This window comes from Parvularcula mediterranea (assembly GCF_013085255.1).
GTDB classification, from domain to species: domain Bacteria; phylum Pseudomonadota; class Alphaproteobacteria; order Caulobacterales; family Parvularculaceae; genus Parvularcula; species Parvularcula mediterranea.
Genome location: NZ_JABFCX010000003.1, coordinates 1,300,775 through 1,316,090, shown reverse-complemented (window position 1 = coordinate 1,316,090; position 15,316 = coordinate 1,300,775). Strand labels below are relative to the sequence as shown.

General features: G+C 62.6%; 13 protein-coding genes. 4 read left to right on the top strand and 9 right to left on the bottom strand.

What is annotated here, in order from left to right; genetic code table 11:
- Nucleotides 1–16: 16 nt before the first annotated feature.
- On the bottom strand, nt 17–1,459 hold the full coding sequence (locus HK107_RS15280; protein ID WP_173201357.1) for an alpha/beta hydrolase: 1,443 nt from the start codon (nt 1,457–1,459) through the stop codon (nt 17–19).
- Nucleotides 1,460–1,622: 163 nt separating this feature from the next.
- Here HK107_RS15280 and HK107_RS15275 point away from each other — a divergent pair, with 163 nt between their 5' ends.
- A complete protein-coding gene (locus HK107_RS15275; protein WP_173201355.1) occupies nt 1,623–2,036 on the top strand; it encodes a hypothetical protein in 414 nt (137 codons plus the stop codon).
- A 9-nt stretch (nt 2,037–2,045) separates the two neighbouring features.
- Here HK107_RS15275 and HK107_RS15270 read toward each other — a convergent pair whose 3' ends face one another.
- From HK107_RS15270 to HK107_RS15260, 3 genes are all read right to left on the bottom strand, one after another.
- On the bottom strand, nt 2,046–3,095 hold the full coding sequence (locus HK107_RS15270; protein ID WP_173201353.1) for an enoyl-CoA hydratase/isomerase family protein: 1,050 nt from the start codon (nt 3,093–3,095) through the stop codon (nt 2,046–2,048).
- A gap of 48 nt (nt 3,096–3,143) precedes the next feature.
- Nucleotides 3,144–3,941, bottom strand: coding sequence for a bacteriorhodopsin-like (locus tag HK107_RS15265; RefSeq protein WP_173201351.1), 798 nt, complete (start codon nt 3,939–3,941; stop codon nt 3,144–3,146).
- A 115-nt stretch (nt 3,942–4,056) separates the two neighbouring features.
- Nucleotides 4,057–4,941 carry a Brp/Blh family beta-carotene 15,15'-dioxygenase gene (locus tag HK107_RS15260; protein WP_173201349.1) on the bottom strand — a complete coding sequence of 295 codons (885 nt, stop codon included), beginning with the start codon at nt 4,939–4,941 and terminating at the stop codon, nt 4,057–4,059.
- A 174-nt stretch (nt 4,942–5,115) separates the two neighbouring features.
- On the opposite strand from HK107_RS15260, the gene HK107_RS15255 reads away from it, so the two are divergent.
- Nucleotides 5,116–6,429: an alpha/beta hydrolase gene (locus HK107_RS15255; RefSeq protein ID WP_173201347.1), complete on the top strand. Its 1,314-nt coding sequence runs from the start codon at nt 5,116–5,118 to the stop codon at nt 6,427–6,429.
- Here the strand turns inward: HK107_RS15255 and alaS are convergent.
- On the bottom strand, nt 6,426–9,065 hold the full coding sequence (gene alaS / locus HK107_RS15250; RefSeq protein ID WP_173201345.1) for an alanine--tRNA ligase: 2,640 nt from the start codon (nt 9,063–9,065) through the stop codon (nt 6,426–6,428). The two genes, HK107_RS15255 and alaS, sit on opposite strands and share 4 nt — an antisense overlap.
- 161 nt (nt 9,066–9,226) lie before the next feature.
- Here alaS and HK107_RS15245 point away from each other — a divergent pair, with 161 nt between their 5' ends.
- Nucleotides 9,227–10,990: an amidohydrolase family protein gene (locus HK107_RS15245; protein ID WP_173201343.1), complete on the top strand. Its 1,764-nt coding sequence runs from the start codon at nt 9,227–9,229 to the stop codon at nt 10,988–10,990.
- Here HK107_RS15245 and HK107_RS15240 read toward each other — a convergent pair.
- The gene (locus HK107_RS15240) at nt 10,987–11,499 is read right to left on the bottom strand and encodes a hypothetical protein (protein WP_173201341.1); all 513 of its coding nucleotides are present in this window, start codon (nt 11,497–11,499) and stop codon (nt 10,987–10,989) included. The genes HK107_RS15245 and HK107_RS15240 overlap by 4 nt on opposite strands.
- A 224-nt stretch (nt 11,500–11,723) precedes the next feature.
- Between HK107_RS15240 and HK107_RS15235 the strand changes: the two genes are divergently transcribed.
- On the top strand, nt 11,724–11,960 hold the full coding sequence (locus HK107_RS15235) for a hypothetical protein (RefSeq protein WP_173201339.1): 237 nt from the start codon (nt 11,724–11,726) through the stop codon (nt 11,958–11,960).
- Between the two features lie 50 nt (nt 11,961–12,010).
- Here the strand turns inward: HK107_RS15235 and HK107_RS15230 are convergent, their stop codons facing one another.
- The 3 genes from HK107_RS15230 to HK107_RS15220 form a co-directional block, all read right to left on the bottom strand.
- Nucleotides 12,011–14,080: a TIR domain-containing protein gene (locus HK107_RS15230; protein ID WP_173201337.1), complete on the bottom strand. Its 2,070-nt coding sequence runs from the start codon at nt 14,078–14,080 to the stop codon at nt 12,011–12,013.
- A gap of 84 nt (nt 14,081–14,164) precedes the next feature.
- Nucleotides 14,165–14,527: a HesB/IscA family protein gene (locus HK107_RS15225; protein ID WP_198912430.1), complete on the bottom strand. Its 363-nt coding sequence runs from the start codon at nt 14,525–14,527 to the stop codon at nt 14,165–14,167.
- Nucleotides 14,527–14,991, bottom strand: a complete 465-nt coding sequence (locus tag HK107_RS15220) for an SUF system Fe-S cluster assembly protein (RefSeq protein ID WP_198912429.1) — start codon at nt 14,989–14,991, stop codon at nt 14,527–14,529. The genes HK107_RS15225 and HK107_RS15220 overlap by 1 nt, the downstream gene beginning before the upstream one ends.
- Nucleotides 14,992–15,316 lie beyond the last annotated feature (325 nt).

The following is a 15,316-nucleotide window of genomic DNA, read 5'->3' as shown; positions in this document are numbered from 1 at the left end:
TGCTTATCCGGAGGTCTCAGTCTCGCCGAGATGCCTCGAAAGTCAACGGCGCTGCGGCGATGGTGCCGCTTTCAGGCTCGTCACCTGAAAGGAAGGCCAAGGCAGCCGCTTCGGCATCGGGGCTGGAGGAGAGGAGATCGCTTCCTGCGCCTTCCACGAGGAGAAGCGTCCTGTTCTTCCGTAGGCTGCGCGTCGCCTTGCGCGCTTCTTCAGGATAGCTCCAGCCGTCAAGCTCACCCATCAAAACGAGCGTCGGCGTGCGGCCGCCCGGGCGGTCACGGTACCGACCTCGAAGCTCGAGATGCCGGGCATCCTCCGCGAGGTGCTGGATGGGGAAGTTCAGGCCTTCACCAAGGACAGCGCTCCTTGCCTGAACCCTTAGGCGGGCACGGCGGACCGTATCCGCACCGGAGGCGAGCCTGCTGCCAAGCATCGGCGCTTCCAGCGTGATCCGCGCGGGGGCGTGGGGACTGGCGAGGCTTGCGAGCGGTTGGAAGTCTCCGTCCTCAGCGGACGCGATAGCGGCTTCGAGCCGACCGGCTTCGGCAGGATCAGCGACCATCTGTGCAGCGACGATTTGCAGGAGGAAGCCTGAGAGCGCCAGGTCTCTCCCCTCGCCTGCCAGAACTATACGCTGGGGCGATGCATCGAGCTCTTCGATCAGCCGCACCAGCCTCTCTGAGAGGGAAGAGCCTCGAGCGCCGCGCTCTCCGAGGAAGCTATCAATCCGCTCGACCGCTTTGTCCGTTTGCTGAGGATATCGGAGCGTCTGGCCAAGCCCCTCCGTGCTGGAGAGGACGAGGCGATTGACCTTCTTCGGGTGGCGCTTCTGCATGGCGAGCGCCAGATGGGTGCCCCTGCCGCTGGCGAGGACCGCGACGCGGCCTCCGAGGATGTTCGCGATTGCCGCGAGATCGTCTGCAGCTTCGACGGGGCTATAGGCCTTGAGGTCAACACCAGCTGCCTCCCAATAGGACCTGCACTGACGAAAGGCCCGGCGATAGGTCGCGACCATGGCATCGCGGCGCGTCTCGGCGCCCGAGGCGAAACCGTAGCTGCTCTCGCAAGCAGGCGGCTGGTCGGAGAGGCCTGTCCCGCGTGGGTCGATCAGGATGACGTCACGCGTCTGGCGCAGCGCACCGAGAAGCGACCAGTCCCGCACAGCAAGCTCGGACGCCGGACCATCGGCGAGGTAGAGGAGCGGCGGATAGCCTTCGGGAGCGACGGCAGGAAAACGGAGGAACCTGACGGCGAGGAGGTCGCTGTTGCGCTTCGCCCGGATGGCCGGAACCCGCAGCGTCACCTGATCAATCGTCAGGGTCTGGCCGTCCGGTGTCTCGAACGGCGCAGGTTGCCTGCTTGTCTCCTCAAGGAGGGGTTTCGGCCTGATGATCTGCGCCTCAGCGCTCCCCAGAAGGACCGCCGCGACGAGAAAAGCCACCCTCAAACGGCGCAGCATGTCTGTTGTTTCCCCGATCTTTTTCCGCTGGTTCTAGAATGTTCCCGTCTGTTCGCCAAGAGTTCCCGCCAGCCAGGAGCCTCAGGGCTCGGGCTGGCGGGATTTTCTATGCCCCCGCGCTAGTTTGCGGCTAAGGCACACCGCAGTTCATTCGGGGATGGTTATGTTCACTTGGTTTGGTCGGATTTTCACAGCGCTCTTGATCCTGGCAGCCTTGCCGTTTCACGGCATCGTCCCGGTGGTCTGGATCAGCTCGTTCTTCGACGAGTATCTCTACAGCCTGGTGTCCGGCGCCGATCCCAAGCTCCTCGCTTATCTCGACTCAGGCCCGGGGCCGATCTTCCTGCTTCTGTTCTCGACCATTGCGTTGATCGGAGCGCTGCTCGGTGTGCTTCGCGGCAGGCGGTATGCGGCTCGCCTGATCATGCTCGCGGCGATCGCCGATGCGCTTTCGCTCTACCTCGCGAACAAGTTCGGCCTGACGCGGATCGACCTCTCGGCGTTGGAGATCACGCTCCTTGGCGCCTTCATGGTGGTGCTGTGGCTGATCGTCCGCGGCGTGACGAAGGAGGACTGAGCGCGAAGCTCAGTCCAGTTCCAGCGGCCCGCCTTCAGGTTCGGTGAAATAGCGGTCGACCATCTCGTCGGTGACCTCTTCAAGGCTTGCGGGCTGCCACTTCGGGTTCCGGTCCTTGTCGATGATCTGTGCACGGACACCTTCGAGGAAGTCCGGGCCTTCCATCAGGTGCGCCGCGACGCAGAACTCACGTGAGATACAGGCCGAGAAACCCTCGGGCGCGTCGTTCAGGAGGCGGAAGGTCAGGGCCTGGCTGGTCGGGCTGCCGGGCTTCATGGCGTCGAGGCATGCGTCGCCGAAAGCGCCTGCGTCTTTCAAGCTTGAAAACAGCTGATCAAAGCTGTCGACCTTGAGGAAATGCTTGTCGATGTCGCGGAGCGAGCCAGCGATCGGGCCCGGCTCAGGGCTCGAGACGCCCTGAAGCGCACCATCAACGGCGGCGAGAATGTCGCCTGAAAGATCCGCTGACAGAAGTGCATCGCGCAGGTCGCTGATCTTCTCTGACGGGACCATGTGTGTCCCGATGCCGGTGGTCACGCAGTCGCTGCCTCGGAGCCTGGCACCGGTGAGCGCGAGGTAGAGGCCAAGGCCACCATTCAGCTGACGGAGGAAATGGCTGGCACCCACGTCGGGCATAAGGCCGATACCGCATTCAGGCATGGCCCAGAGGGTCCTCTCGGTAACGACCCGCCGGTCAGCCATCGCCGAGACACCAACGCCGCCACCCATGCAGATGCCATCGATCAGCGCGATATAGGGCTTCTTGTAGTGCGCGATAAAATTGTTGAGGCGATACTCGGTCCGGAAGAAGGTCGCGGCCTCCACCGGGTTTTCCTTGGCCGTCTCAGCCAGCCAGCGAATGTCGCCGCCTGCGCAGAAAGCCTTCTCCCCCTCCCCTTCGATGAGGATCGCCTTGACCGCGTCATCGTCAGCCCAGCTCCTGAGCTGGCTGTCCATCGCGGTGCACATGTCGGCGGTGAGGGCGTTGAGCGCTTTGGGGCGGCTGAGGGTGATGACACCCCAACCGCCCCGCGTCTCGAAGAGAACGTCGTTTGTCATGTGGCGGGGGTTAGCTGGCCCAGACAGGCTGGCCAACCCCGACCTTGCTTACTCGGCAGGTGCTGCCGCCGGCTTCTCTGCGTAGAGTTCCGGATACTCGGCGCGCGATTTGCGGACCGCGATCACGTAGATGAAGACACCGATACCGGCCTTCGCGACGATGTCTGCGATCGTGTAGCCAACCTGGACGATGGTCTCCGCGGCGGCGCCGTCGAAGCCGACGAACGGTGCCATGTAGACGATCGGGTAGAAGCCCCAGGACGCGAAGGTGATCAGGCGTGCCTTGCTGATCAGGCCACGGACATTCTCCGGCTGACGCTTGATCGAGTCGCCAAGGCCGCTGAACAGTTCGTAGACGATGTAGGCAAACGGGATCGAGCTGATGAAGCCCCAGAGCGCGCGGGTGCCATTGTCGTCTGCGATCTCACCCGGGTAGCCGAGGATGATCATGAGCGCTGCGGCGATGCCGAGCTTCCAGGACTTGGATGCCGTTTCCGACTGCGAAAGGCGCATGACGAGGATCAGCTCGATCAGCAGCAGCGGAACGGTGAGGAGCCAGTCGACGTACCGGTAGGCATCGTTGAAGGCGAGGCCCGTCGCTTCGAGATTGCCATCGACATAGGTGTACGCCTTGTCCCAGCTCTCAAAGATACGGAGGTAGTGGTAAGCAGCAATCGCCGTCACAAGGCCCGAAATCAGGAGAGCCGTTTTGTAGGGCGGAGCAACTTGACTTCGTCCAAGCCAAAGGAACAGCGTTGCAGCTGCCATCGTGGCAAAAGTGAACGAGAACGCGTTGTAGACCAGCGAATACTGGCCTGCACTGATTAGGTCGTTGGTCAATTCCATACGATTTTCCTCCTAGTGGTCGTTATCTAGTCGGCTTGAAACAGGTTGACAGTTTTTCAATGGTGGCAAGACGCCCCAGAGAGAAACCGCCACATGTGGCAAGTTGTCAGTGGAGTTATACAGTCGCGGTGGCGTTCTTTTGCTGCGCTGCACTACGGTACTCCAACAGAAGCGTGTGCGGCATTGTCAGTGCCGCAAGGCCGATAAACAGACCACGTAGAACGTTTTCAGAAAGGGCAAGCTCGCGCACAGGGAGAACAACGATCAGCGCAACGACTGTCAGTGTCGCGACGAGCGTATAACCCACGACCACCAGACCCTTTCGCAAGTCAGCGGCGATCTCCCCATGACGGAGAATGTGTCGCGGACTGTGCAGGAGGACGAAGTAGCTGGCGAAGAAAACGAGCGCCGGGAGCACGTAGGCCATGAGCGCAACGAGCGCGATTTCGATGGCCGCGTACGGAGAATGGACCCACGCGGCAGCAACCGCTCCTGCGATCACCCAAAACGAGATCAGGATCAGAGGATAAGGCACCTCGCTCGGAAGCGGCGCGTCCGTCGCCGTGATGGCCCGGAAAATGGCCGCGACCCCTTCCGGGTCGCCCAGAACGGGGAAGATCACGATGGCACTCGCCCCAGCGAGCCTGAGGACCTTGGGCAAGGGCGCCCAGTCATCACCAAAGTGCCAGATGGAAATGAGCAGAAATGCGCTGAGCGCCACCACCGGCAGCAATATGCACGCCGCGACCGTCGCGGCCGCCACCAGCAAATAAAGGCCATGAAAGCCAATGAAACTGCGGGTGTCGTTCCAGAGTTCGATCCTGCGCGCGATGTAGAGATCGAGCGCTCCGTGCGGCAGGCCCAGCAACAGGACAGCGCCAGCGATGACTGCGATCGTCGTCGCGCTCTGCGTGTCGATCCGCGACAGCAGGCCCACGAGCAGCAGGGCCACGGCTGCCGCCATGAAGATCCGGGAATGGATGCGATGCACGCGGGACATGACTTAGAACCTAGGCCGCTGGTGGATCGGGCACAGTTTGAGGGACGAAAGGCTGCTTTTCATGGGCTGGCCACGCGCTCTTTGTCGCTGGGCATGGGTCAACAGGACCTCCCGAGCCTCTCTTGTCATGGAGAGAATTCGCTGTAGCCTTCTCTAATCGCAGGGATTTCTTTCATGAGACAGTTCAGGAGCGGGGCTCTCCTCGCATCAGCGTTCCTTTTCGCCGCATGTTCAGGCGGTGGCGGCAGTGACGAGCCAGAGCCGCTCCGCGGCGGAAACAACATCGCTCCCACAGTGACCTCGGCAGACATCGTCAACGTCGATGAGAACGTTGCGGGCGGCTTCTATCAGGCGTCGGCCACCGATCCCGAGGGAGATACGCCGTTCAGCTGGGCCGTCTCGGACCAAGGGACTGACTCAAGCTTCTTCGAGATTACGGGCGACGGCGAGCTCAGCTTTATCGACGCGCCTGACTTTGAAAGCCCGCGCGATGAGAACGCGGATAATGAGTATCTGGTGGAACTCGAGGTCAGGGACGCCCTCGGCGCGATCCGTTTCTTCAGCCTCAGGGTCCGGGTGCAGAACATCGATGACGGCGATCCTGTGCGCTACGTCGATGAGGTTTTTACGGATACCTTCGTGACCCGCAACGTTCAGTATGGAGAGGGTAAGCGCGGATCAAGTTCGGTGCCGCTCTTCATGGATGTCTTCGGGCCATCTGGCGATGCAGAAGTTCTGCGTCCGACCATGATCCTCGTGCATGGAGGAGGCTTTACGGGCGGCAACCGGCAAGAGCTGGAAGAGGCGGCTGAGAGCTTCGCGCGACGCGGCTACACAGCAGTGACCGTTGACTACCGCCTTCTGGAGCGCGCTCCGCAGACGGAAGATGAGCTGACCATCGGCGCCATTGAGGCATTCCACGATGTCCTCGCCGCGGTCCGGTTCCTCCAGCAGGACTTCATCACGCAAGAGATTTACGGTGTGGACGGAGAGAAAGTCTTTGTCTTCGGCGTGTCGGCGGGTGCCGTGGTCGCAGCGACCATGGCGACCTTTGAAGATGACGAGACGTTTCCCTCTCAAGCCGGTCGCGACTACCTTGCGGCGAATGGCGGCTATGAGGGCGAGACCAACGATCTTGGCGGCTCAGTCTCGTCAGAGATCCAGGGCGTGATTTCGCTATCGGGGGCGATCCTCGATGCGGACTGGATTGATGCCGATTCCAAGCCGATCTACATCGCCCACGACGAATTCGACCCGATCGTCCCTTGCGGCACCTCAGCCGAGGGTGCCCACAATACGGGGCTTGTCGTCGTCGGGGGCTGCTCGATGATCGAGGGCTACGATATGCGGAACAGCACGGAGAACTTCCGGACCCTGATCAAGATCGGCAATGTCGGTCACGTCAGCTTCAACGCGGCCGAGTTCGACCGGATCATCAGCGAGTCCGGTCAGCTTTTTCTTGATCGCGTGATCGAGCCCGCGCCTTAGCCTGCGAGGCGGACCTTGATCGCGGCGAGTGCGTCCTGCGCCTTGTCGCCGTCGGGGCCACCGCCGTGAGCGAGATCAGGCTTGCCGCCACCGCCCTTGCCGCCGAGGGCCTCGACCATGAGCTTGACAAGCTCCGGAGCCGGATGATCGCCGGTGAGGGTTGGTGAGACGCCTACGGAGGCGGATGCCTTGCCGTCGTTCACCGCGATGAAGGCTGCAACGGAGGCGTCGTTCTTCTTGAGCGCATCGGCGATGAGGCCGCGCAGTTCCTTGGCAGGGATGCCCTCGAGCACAGCGCCGGTGAAGTGGACGCCGCCAATCTCCTCCGCCTGCGGAGCACCGCCGCCAGTCGCCGCTTTCTTGCGGGCTGCGACGAGCTCCTTCTCGAGCTTCTTCTTGTCTTCCTGAAGCGCCTCGATCCGGGTCGCGAGTTCTTCGGGGCTGGTCTTGAGCAGCGAAGCGGCGCGCATGGCTGCGCCTGCCTGCTCTTTCAGATAGGCGCGCGCACCTTCGCCGGTGACGGCTTCGATCCGGCGGATGCCAGAGGCGACTGCGCCTTCGGAGACGATGACGAAGAGCGCGATGTCGCCTGAGCGTTCGACGTGGGTGCCCCCGCAGAGCTCCACCGAATAGGCGCCCTCGCCGTCGAGCTTGTCACCAAGGCTCAGCACACGGACTTCGTCCTCGTACTTCTCACCGAAGAGCGCCATGGCGCCCTCCTCGATGGCCTGATCGTAGGGCATCAGCTTGATGCGGCCTTCCGCGTTCTGACGGATGACTTCGTTGACCTCGGCCTCGACGGCGTCGACCTCCTCGCGGGTCATGCCCTGGTTGTGGCTGAAGTCGAAACGCAGCCGGTCAGGGCCGACGAAGCTGCCCTTTTGGGTCACGTGATCACCAAGCACGTTCCTGAGCGCCTGGTGCACGAGGTGCGTCGCCGAGTGGTTGGACTTGATCTCCTCGCGCCGGACACCGCCGACGGAGAGGGCGATCTCCTCGCCCTCCTTCAGTGTACCAGCATCGAGCTTCGCGATGTGGATGTGCTGGCCGTTTTTCTTCTTGGTGTCGGTGATCGTCAGCTTCGCGCCAGCTTCCGTTTCTGCCGAGCCTGCGTCGCCGCTCTGACCGCCGCTTTCGCCGTAGAAGGGCGTCTGGTTGGCGACCAACATGATTTCGTCGCCCGCGCTCGCCTCGCTCACGCGCTCACCGCCCTTGACGATGGCCTGGACCTGTCCGGATGCGGAGAGGTGGGTGTAGCCGAGGAACTCCGTCGCGCCGTGCTGGTCGGCAATCTCGTACCAGACCTTATCGTCGCCCGCCTGACCAGAGAAGTTGGACGCAGCCCGCGCACGTTCCTTCTGCTCGGCCATGGCCTTGTCGAAGCCATCCGTATCGAGAGCATAGCCGTCGCGGCGCAGGGCGTCCTCGGTGAGGTCCACCGGGAAACCATAGGTATCGTAGAGCTTGAAGGCCGCTTCGCCCGGGAGCGTGCCGCCTTCGGGGAGCTTGCCCGTTTCTTCGGAGAGAAGCTTGAGACCGCGGTCGAGAAGGCCTGCGAACTTCTCCTCTTCGAGGCGGAGGGTATCGGTGATCAGGCCCTCGGCACGCCGAAGCTCCGGGTACGCCTCACCCATGTCCGCGACCAGCGTCGGGACGAGCTGATGCATCAGCGAATCCTTGGCGCCAAGGGTCGCAGCGTAGCGCATGGCACGGCGCATGATCCGGCGGAGGACATAGCCCCTGCCCTCGTTCGACGGGGTCACGCCATCGGCAATCAGGAAGCTCGACGAGCGGAGATGGTCCGCGATGACCCGGTGGGCGGCAGCGTCTGCGCCCTCCTCAGGCTTGCCGGTCAGCTCGACGGACGCGCCGATGAGCTTCCGGAAGAGATCAATCTCGTAGTTTGAGTGAACGCCCTGAAGGACAGCCGCGATCCGTTCCATTCCCATGCCGGTGTCGATCGAGGGCTTGGGTAGCGGAAGCTTCTCTCCGTCAGCCTGCTGATCGAACTGCATGAAGACGAGGTTCCAGATCTCGATGAACCGGTCGCCGTCTTCGTCAGGCGATCCAGGAGGCCCGCCAGGGATGTCCTCGCCGTGGTCGTAAAAGATTTCCGAGCAAGGACCGCAAGGCCCCGTGTCGCCCATCGACCAGAAATTGTCCGACGTCGGGATGCGGATGATCTTCTCGTCGGGAAGCCCTGCGATCTTCTTCCAAAGGTCGAAGGCCTCATCATCGGTGTGGTAGACCGTGACCAGAAGCTTCGACGCATCAATGCCGAACTCCTTGGTGCAGAGCTCCCAGGCGTTCGTGATCGCCTCTTCCTTGAAATAGTCGCCGAAGGAGAAGTTGCCGAGCATCTCGAAGAAGGTGTGGTGGCGCGCCGTATACCCCACATTGTCGAGGTCGTTATGCTTGCCCCCTGCCCGGATGCATTTCTGCGAGGAGGTCGCGCGGGGTGCGGGCGGGGTCTCCTTGCCGGTGAAGATGTTCTTGAACGGCACCATGCCCGCATTGACGAACAGGAGGGTCGGGTCCGATTGCGGCAGGAGCGGCGCGGACGGGATGGCCTTGTGCCCACGGCCCTCAAAGAAGCTCAGGAACTGGCGGCGGATATCGTTGACAGAAGCGGTCATCAGGCGGGGATAGGCGCGGTTTCGCGGCGGTGCAATCGCTCCCTTCCGCTGCAGCGCTAACTTGATGCTCACCTTGATGAGGCCAATGTTACAGCCACTGATTGTACCGGAGAGCTTCGATGCGCGTCCCCTTCCTTCTGGCAGCCCTTTTAGGCTCTGCCATGGCTCAGGAGGCCCCTCAGCCGGACCCTGCGCTTCAGCCCCAGCCGACCGACCCTGTCGAAATGCCTACGCCCCGGGCCGAACCGGCCCCTGAGCCAGAGCCTGCGCCTACGGTGAGGGCGGTTATCGGCGCGACGGTGATCCCGGGCGATGGCTCCGATCCCGTGCAAGACGCGGTCATCCTCGTGCAGGAGAACCGCATCATCGGCTTCGGCGCGCGGGGCGAGGTGATGATCCCGGGCGACGCGGAGATCACTGACGCGACGGGCAAGTTCATCATGCCCGGCATGGTCGACGCCCACGTCCACTTCTTCCAGTCGGGCGGCATCTACACCCGGCCCGATGTTTTCGACCTGCGCGACATCCGCCCCTATGAGCAGGAGAACCAAGCGGTCAGGGCAGCCTTGGACGCCAACTTCCAGCGCTATCTCGCCGCTGGGGTCACGTCGGTCTTCGACGCAGGCGGGCCGAACTGGAACTTCGAGGTGCGCGCAGCCTCGAGGGCATCTCGCGCCCCTAGGGTGGCGGTGGCAGGCCCACTGATCGCGACCGAGCCGACGCCGCGGCAGGAGCGGATGATCGTGAACGGCGACCAGCCGATCATCTCCGCTGCGACGCCTGAGGAAGCGGCCAACCTTGCCCGCTCGCTGATCCCTTCGGAACCCGACGCCATCAAGATCTGGGGCATTGGTTCCGATGCTGCGGGCACGGAGAAGATCCGTGTCATGACGAAGGCGGTGGCTGATGTGCTGGAAGGCACCGACATCCGCATCGCGGTTCACGCGACGAGCCTTCCCAATGCGAAGGCTGCGGTACGCGGCGGGGCGGATATTCTCGTTCACTCCATCGACGACCAGCCGGTGGATGCTGAGTTCATCAGCCTCTTGAGGGACAATGGCGTCATCTACATCCCGGCGATCGTGGTGTTTGAGGGCTATACCGACGCCATGTTCGGCCAGCCAACCCTTCTCGCCGAAGAGCGGAGGCTCGCAGACCCGGATGTCCTCGCGTCGCTCTATGCCATGCCAGCGGCCATGCGCAGGGATAACCGGATCAGGACCCTCCAAAGGATCGAGCTTGCCAAGACGAACGCGAAGGCCGTCCATGAAGGCGGCGCCCGCGTTGCCGTCGGCACCGACGCGGGTAATGTCGGCACGCTGCATGGCGGGTCGATTTTCAGGGAGCTGATCATCCTTGAGGAAGCAGGCATCCCGCGCCTCGATATCATCACCATGGCGACGCGCAATGGCTCTTTCGTGGTGACGCCGGCCCCGCGTTTCGGGACGATCGCGGAAGGCATGTCGGCGGACTTCCTCGTCCTGCGCCAGAGCCCACTAGAGGCCATGTCCAACGTCCAGACTATCGACACGGTCTGGCTGCGTGGCCGCGCGATCCCTCGCCGGAACCTCATCCCCCAGACACCCGAAGCTATCGTCCAAAGCCAGCTCGATGCCTATAACCGGCAGGACCTTGAAGCCTTCGCAGGCGCGTTCGCCAAGGACATCCAGATCTACTACCTCCCCAATACGTCGAACGCGGAAGTTTCCGGCAAGAACGAGCTGCGCGAGGTCTACGGACGGCTCTTCAGCCTCGCCGACGAGGAGAAGATCCGCTGCCAGGTCACCAACCGGGTGGTCGAGGGAAGCTTCGTGATCGACCAGGAGATCTGCCGTGGCCTCAACGGACGGACGATCCGTGCACAGGCGACTGCGACCTACCAGATCGAGGACGGCAAGATCAGGCGCGTCTGGTTCGCTCGTTAGGGCGCTTCTGCCAGCCGCATGATCCCGTTGCCCATGACGAAGTCGACGGGGCCTGCGAGCTCTTGAAGGCCTGTGCCTTCGGAGCCAGCCACCGTATGGGTCGAGCTGATCTTCGTGCCCCCACCCTCAGCGGGCGCGAGGATGATCGTCCAGATGCACTCGGCACCCGTCGCGTGAAGCGGTCCAAAGGGGGCGGAGAGAACGAGCTGCTTGCCCTTCATCACCGTCAGGATCTGTCCGTGGATGACGGAGCCGCCCTCCCAGTCCTCGCGCCAGTAGGACCCGGCGCTGTCCTCCATCGACAGGTTCGCAGCATCGCCCGAATAGGAGTGCGCGCCGTCCCACCATTCCGAAGGCTCCATCAAACGCTCCCACAGCGCATCCGGCGCAAGAGGCGAGACCGCCTCGTGCTTGAGCTTGAAGCCGGTATCTGAAGCGGTGACCACTTCTGCGGATGCTATGCCGAGCGCAGTCAAGGCAAGGGTGCTAGTGAGGATAGAGCGTTGCATCGCCGGACTCTGCCCGCCCCTCGCCCGTGCGTCCAGTGAGCGCTTCAGCGGTCGACCTGTGGAGCTATCCGCTCCTCGAAGAGGACATGTTCGCGCAATTGGCCCTCAATGGGGTCTGTCGCGCAAAATCCTGTGGCCTTCACCGATCATCATGGTTAATAGGAGGCATAGCCAATGCGGCGCCTCTCAAAGGGCGCCCGAACACCTTTAGGGAGTGAAATACCATGATCCTTTCGACCCTCATCTCCGCCGTCTCGTTCTTCGCAGCCAGCGAATTCGAAGCCGCCTGCACCGCTTACGTTGACGAGTCGGGCTCGAACATCGACTGCACCTGCCTCGCCGAAAAAGTCGAAGAGACCCCTTCGATCGGTGAAGAGCTCCTCGCAGCTGAGCCGGGCGACGCTTCGGGCCTCTCCGAAGAAGCGCTCGCAGCAGTCGCAGACTGCGGCGGCGACGTCTAAGAATTAGCGCTCAAGCGCTGACGAAAAGCCCCGCTCCGGCGGGGCTTTTTTTATGGCTCGATGGGAAGCGGCAGACCCGCCTCCCAGCCATTGCTGCGGCGGGCCTCGGCCAGCGCCTTCATGCCGGGGGTCTCCCAGATGGCATGGTAACGCGGATGCCTGCGCACCCATTCTGGATACGGATTAACGCCGTAGAATGGGTCGAGGGCATGGATGTGAGAGAAGAGCAGGTCTTCCTCATGCATCCGCTCCAGCGTTCCGAAGTAGATATCCTCCGGCAGGATGTCCGCCAGCAGTGGCCCCCAGAGGCCAGCATACTCCAGAATGGGATCTGTCTCGAACAGCTCGATAAGCTGAGTGATCTCCGCTTCGTCCGTAGGCCTCCCAACGAGAAGAGACATGAGCGTCGGTAAGATCTCGGTGATCCGCGGTTTCAGTGATGGCGGGACCTGGGGGAGCACCGCTTCGAAGGCCTGGTAACGTGGCCACCATCGGTCGATCAGCTCCTGATCTTCCGTATGCGCTGCGTAGGCCATCACGAAGGCGAGGAACCCCTCCCTCATGCACGTCTCCTCGAAGCATTGCTCGAGGATCGGGAACGCCTCTTCGTGGTTGCCGATCTGCGCAAGGAAGAAGGCGCGGGACAGGCCAAAATTGATGTTCAGACTGTCGAGGCGGGCAGCGCGATCGAAGGCCTCCGATGCACCCTCTAAGTCCCCGACGAGACGGAGCACGAGGCTGGACGCTGCGAGGGTCGTGGCGCTGTTCGCAGAAAGCTGCTGCGCGCGGTCGAGGGCAGCTTGCGCCCCGATGAGGTCCAGCTTCTCCCGCGCCAGCCATCCCGCATGAAGCGCATGGACGTCGCCGTCATTTGGAAGCAGCGCCAACGCGCGCTCGAACGCCTCGTCGGTCTGCCTCACCCACGCATCATGGTCCCGCGACAAGGGGCTCCCCGATCCGCCAACGCCGATCTGCGCCAGCACGGCCCAAGCGGGGCCGAAGTCGGGATCAATGTCGAGCGCCGCCTTGATCGCCTCCTGTGCCCGGCCACGCGCGCCGTCCTCGCGCATCCGGTCCTGATAGATCGTCAGCCCACGGAGGTAGTTCTCGTATGCCTTCGGATCGACAGCTTCACCCGTTGGAAGACCGCTATACTCCCCCACGCCGAGCCGCACCTGAAGAGCGCCCGCGACCTTGCGAACAATGTCATCCTCAATGCTGAAGACATCGGCAGCGCGGCGCTCATAGGTCTCCGTCCAGAGCTGAAACCCATCCGACGCGCGAACCAGCTGCGCCGTGATGCGGAGCTCGTCGCCTGACCTACGCACTGATCCGTCCACGATGTAATTGACACCTAGACGATCGGCGATCTCGTCGATGGGCGCGTCAGAGCCCTGAAAGCTGAACGCTGACGTTCTTGCCACGACGTCGAGGTTGTCGATTCGGGCAAGCGCGTTCAGCAGCTCCTCCGCGAGGCCCTTGCCGAAAAAGTCATCGTTGGCGTCTGTCGAAAGCGCCATGAACGGAAGAACGGCGATAGCTGGCTGCTCGATCCGCTGGGGTGCTTCCACCAAGGGCTCATCCATCCCTGACCGTTCGCCACTGAAGGGGGCCAAGAAGAAGAGCCAGCCCGCGAGAAGTGCGACGGCGCCTAGGCCTGCGGCCAGAAAGAGAGGCTTTTGGCTGCGCGGCTTCTCAGGCGTAGGCGACGGCGGAGCGGTCACCTGAGGGGCCTGGTTGGTTCGCGCGGCCAGCGTTTCCGTGAGCTGCTGGAACCCCTCCGATCCGCGCTCCGGCCATCCCGAAAGATCAGCGGTCTGGAACTGCCGGAAGCCCATGGGCGGCAGGGACTGGTCCAGCGAGACAGCGATCAGCTTGCCAGCCTCGGCCCCGGCAGAAGCCTCGTCGCGAACCCAGCGGGACTCCGCAGACGCCTCGGACCAGCAGACCAGCACCACGCCTGCCCGCTCAAGCTCGTGCTCAATGTCGCGGGAATACTCCGACCCGGGCCCGATCATCCGGTCGAGCCAGACCGAAAACCCGCGCTCTTCAAGCGCAGCCGCGAGTGCTCCGACCTTCTCCTGGTCGGGCCGCGCATAGGAGATGAAGATATCCGCCAATGCCAGGAGCCTTTTGAACCTCGTACGACTTACGCAGGATCATGTGGCGAGGGGCCCCTGCCCGCAACCCGTGGCAGCAGCGGATCAGGCGGTGGCCGGGACGATCGTGACGCTCTCGCCGCAGCCGCAGGCGTCGGTCTGGTTCGGGTTGTTGAAGACGAACCGGCTGGAGAGCTTCTCGGTCACGTAGTCGACCTCCGTACCCAGAAGGAACAGGATCGCCTTGGGGTCGATCAGGATGCGCACGCCGCGATCCTCGACCTCTTCGTCAAGCGGAGCCTTCTCGGTGGCGTAGTCGAGGGTGTATTCCATCCCTGCGCAGCCGCCATTTTTCACACCGATCCGCACGCCGATGAAATCCTCATCGGCCCGTTCCATGATCGCCTGCATCCGCGCCGCGGCACGGTCGGTCAGGGTGATCGCCTGGGGTCTCGGTCGTCTTGCCATTACATCCATCCCAGCTCGAGCTTGGCCTCTTCGCTCATCCGGTCAGCAGACCATGGAGGCTCAAACGTCATGTTAACGCTGACTTCCTCGATGCCGTCCACTTTCAGGATCGCATCCTCGACCCAGCCCGGCATCTCGCCCGCCACCGGGCAGCCCGGAGCGGTGAGGGTCATGTCCACGGTGATCTTCGCCCCGCGCTCGTCGTTCGCAGGGTCGAAGTCCACCTTATAGATGAGGCCCAATTCATAGATATCAACCGGGATCTCGGGGTCGTACACCGTCTTGAGAGCGGCGATGACTTCTTGGGTGACGTCAGCGACCTCGACCTCGGTGAGGTCTTTCAGCACGCGCGTATTCTCGGGCGCCTTTGCCTTCTCCTCCGCCGGAGGGGCGGAAAGGTCGATCATGTCCCGAGCGCCGGTGTCGGCGTCAAAGGTTTCGTCTTTGGTCTGATGTTCGGTCATGTCATCGTTTCCAGAAAGAGAGTCTCGGATGTAGGCGTTCGATCAGCCAGAAAAATAGCCTAAACCATCGGAGGAATAGCGGCCCGCTTGCTGCAGAGAAGAGAAATCCGATGACGGAAAACCAAAGAGGAAGATCCTCTCCCCTCAGTCGCAGAAGAGCCAAGCTCAGAAGGCCAACTGAAGCCGTCAGGAAAGCGGCAATGTTATCGTTGAACCAGAAGTCTCCGGACGGCCCCCAAGGCGGCCCCACATAGCGAACTCCGGACGCAAATATGTAGGCCCACAGAACTACGGAGAGCGGCACACCGATTATCGTGATAAGCAG

Excerpts from the sequence above, each read along its gene's own strand:
- HK107_RS15280 (WP_173201357.1), bottom strand. The coding sequence starts at position 1,459 with ATGCTGCGCCGTTTGAGGGTGGCTTTTCTCGTCGCGGCGGTCCTTCTG.
- HK107_RS15275 (WP_173201355.1), top strand. The coding sequence starts at position 1,623 with ATGTTCACTTGGTTTGGTCGGATTTTCACAGCGCTCTTGATCCTGGCA.
- HK107_RS15270 (WP_173201353.1), bottom strand. The coding sequence starts at position 3,095 with ATGACAAACGACGTTCTCTTCGAGACGCGGGGCGGTTGGGGTGTCATC.
- HK107_RS15265 (WP_173201351.1), bottom strand. The coding sequence starts at position 3,941 with ATGGAATTGACCAACGACCTAATCAGTGCAGGCCAGTATTCGCTGGTC.
- HK107_RS15260 (WP_173201349.1), bottom strand. The coding sequence starts at position 4,941 with ATGTCCCGCGTGCATCGCATCCATTCCCGGATCTTCATGGCGGCAGCC.
- HK107_RS15255 (WP_173201347.1), top strand. The coding sequence starts at position 5,116 with ATGAGACAGTTCAGGAGCGGGGCTCTCCTCGCATCAGCGTTCCTTTTC.
- alaS (WP_173201345.1), bottom strand. The coding sequence starts at position 9,065 with ATGACCGCTTCTGTCAACGATATCCGCCGCCAGTTCCTGAGCTTCTTT.
- HK107_RS15245 (WP_173201343.1), top strand. The coding sequence starts at position 9,227 with ATGGCTCAGGAGGCCCCTCAGCCGGACCCTGCGCTTCAGCCCCAGCCG.
- HK107_RS15240 (WP_173201341.1), bottom strand. The coding sequence starts at position 11,499 with ATGCAACGCTCTATCCTCACTAGCACCCTTGCCTTGACTGCGCTCGGC.
- HK107_RS15235 (WP_173201339.1), top strand. The coding sequence starts at position 11,724 with ATGATCCTTTCGACCCTCATCTCCGCCGTCTCGTTCTTCGCAGCCAGC.
- HK107_RS15225 (WP_198912430.1), bottom strand. The coding sequence starts at position 14,527 with ATGGCAAGACGACCGAGACCCCAGGCGATCACCCTGACCGACCGTGCC.
- HK107_RS15220 (WP_198912429.1), bottom strand. The coding sequence starts at position 14,991 with ATGACCGAACATCAGACCAAAGACGAAACCTTTGACGCCGACACCGGC.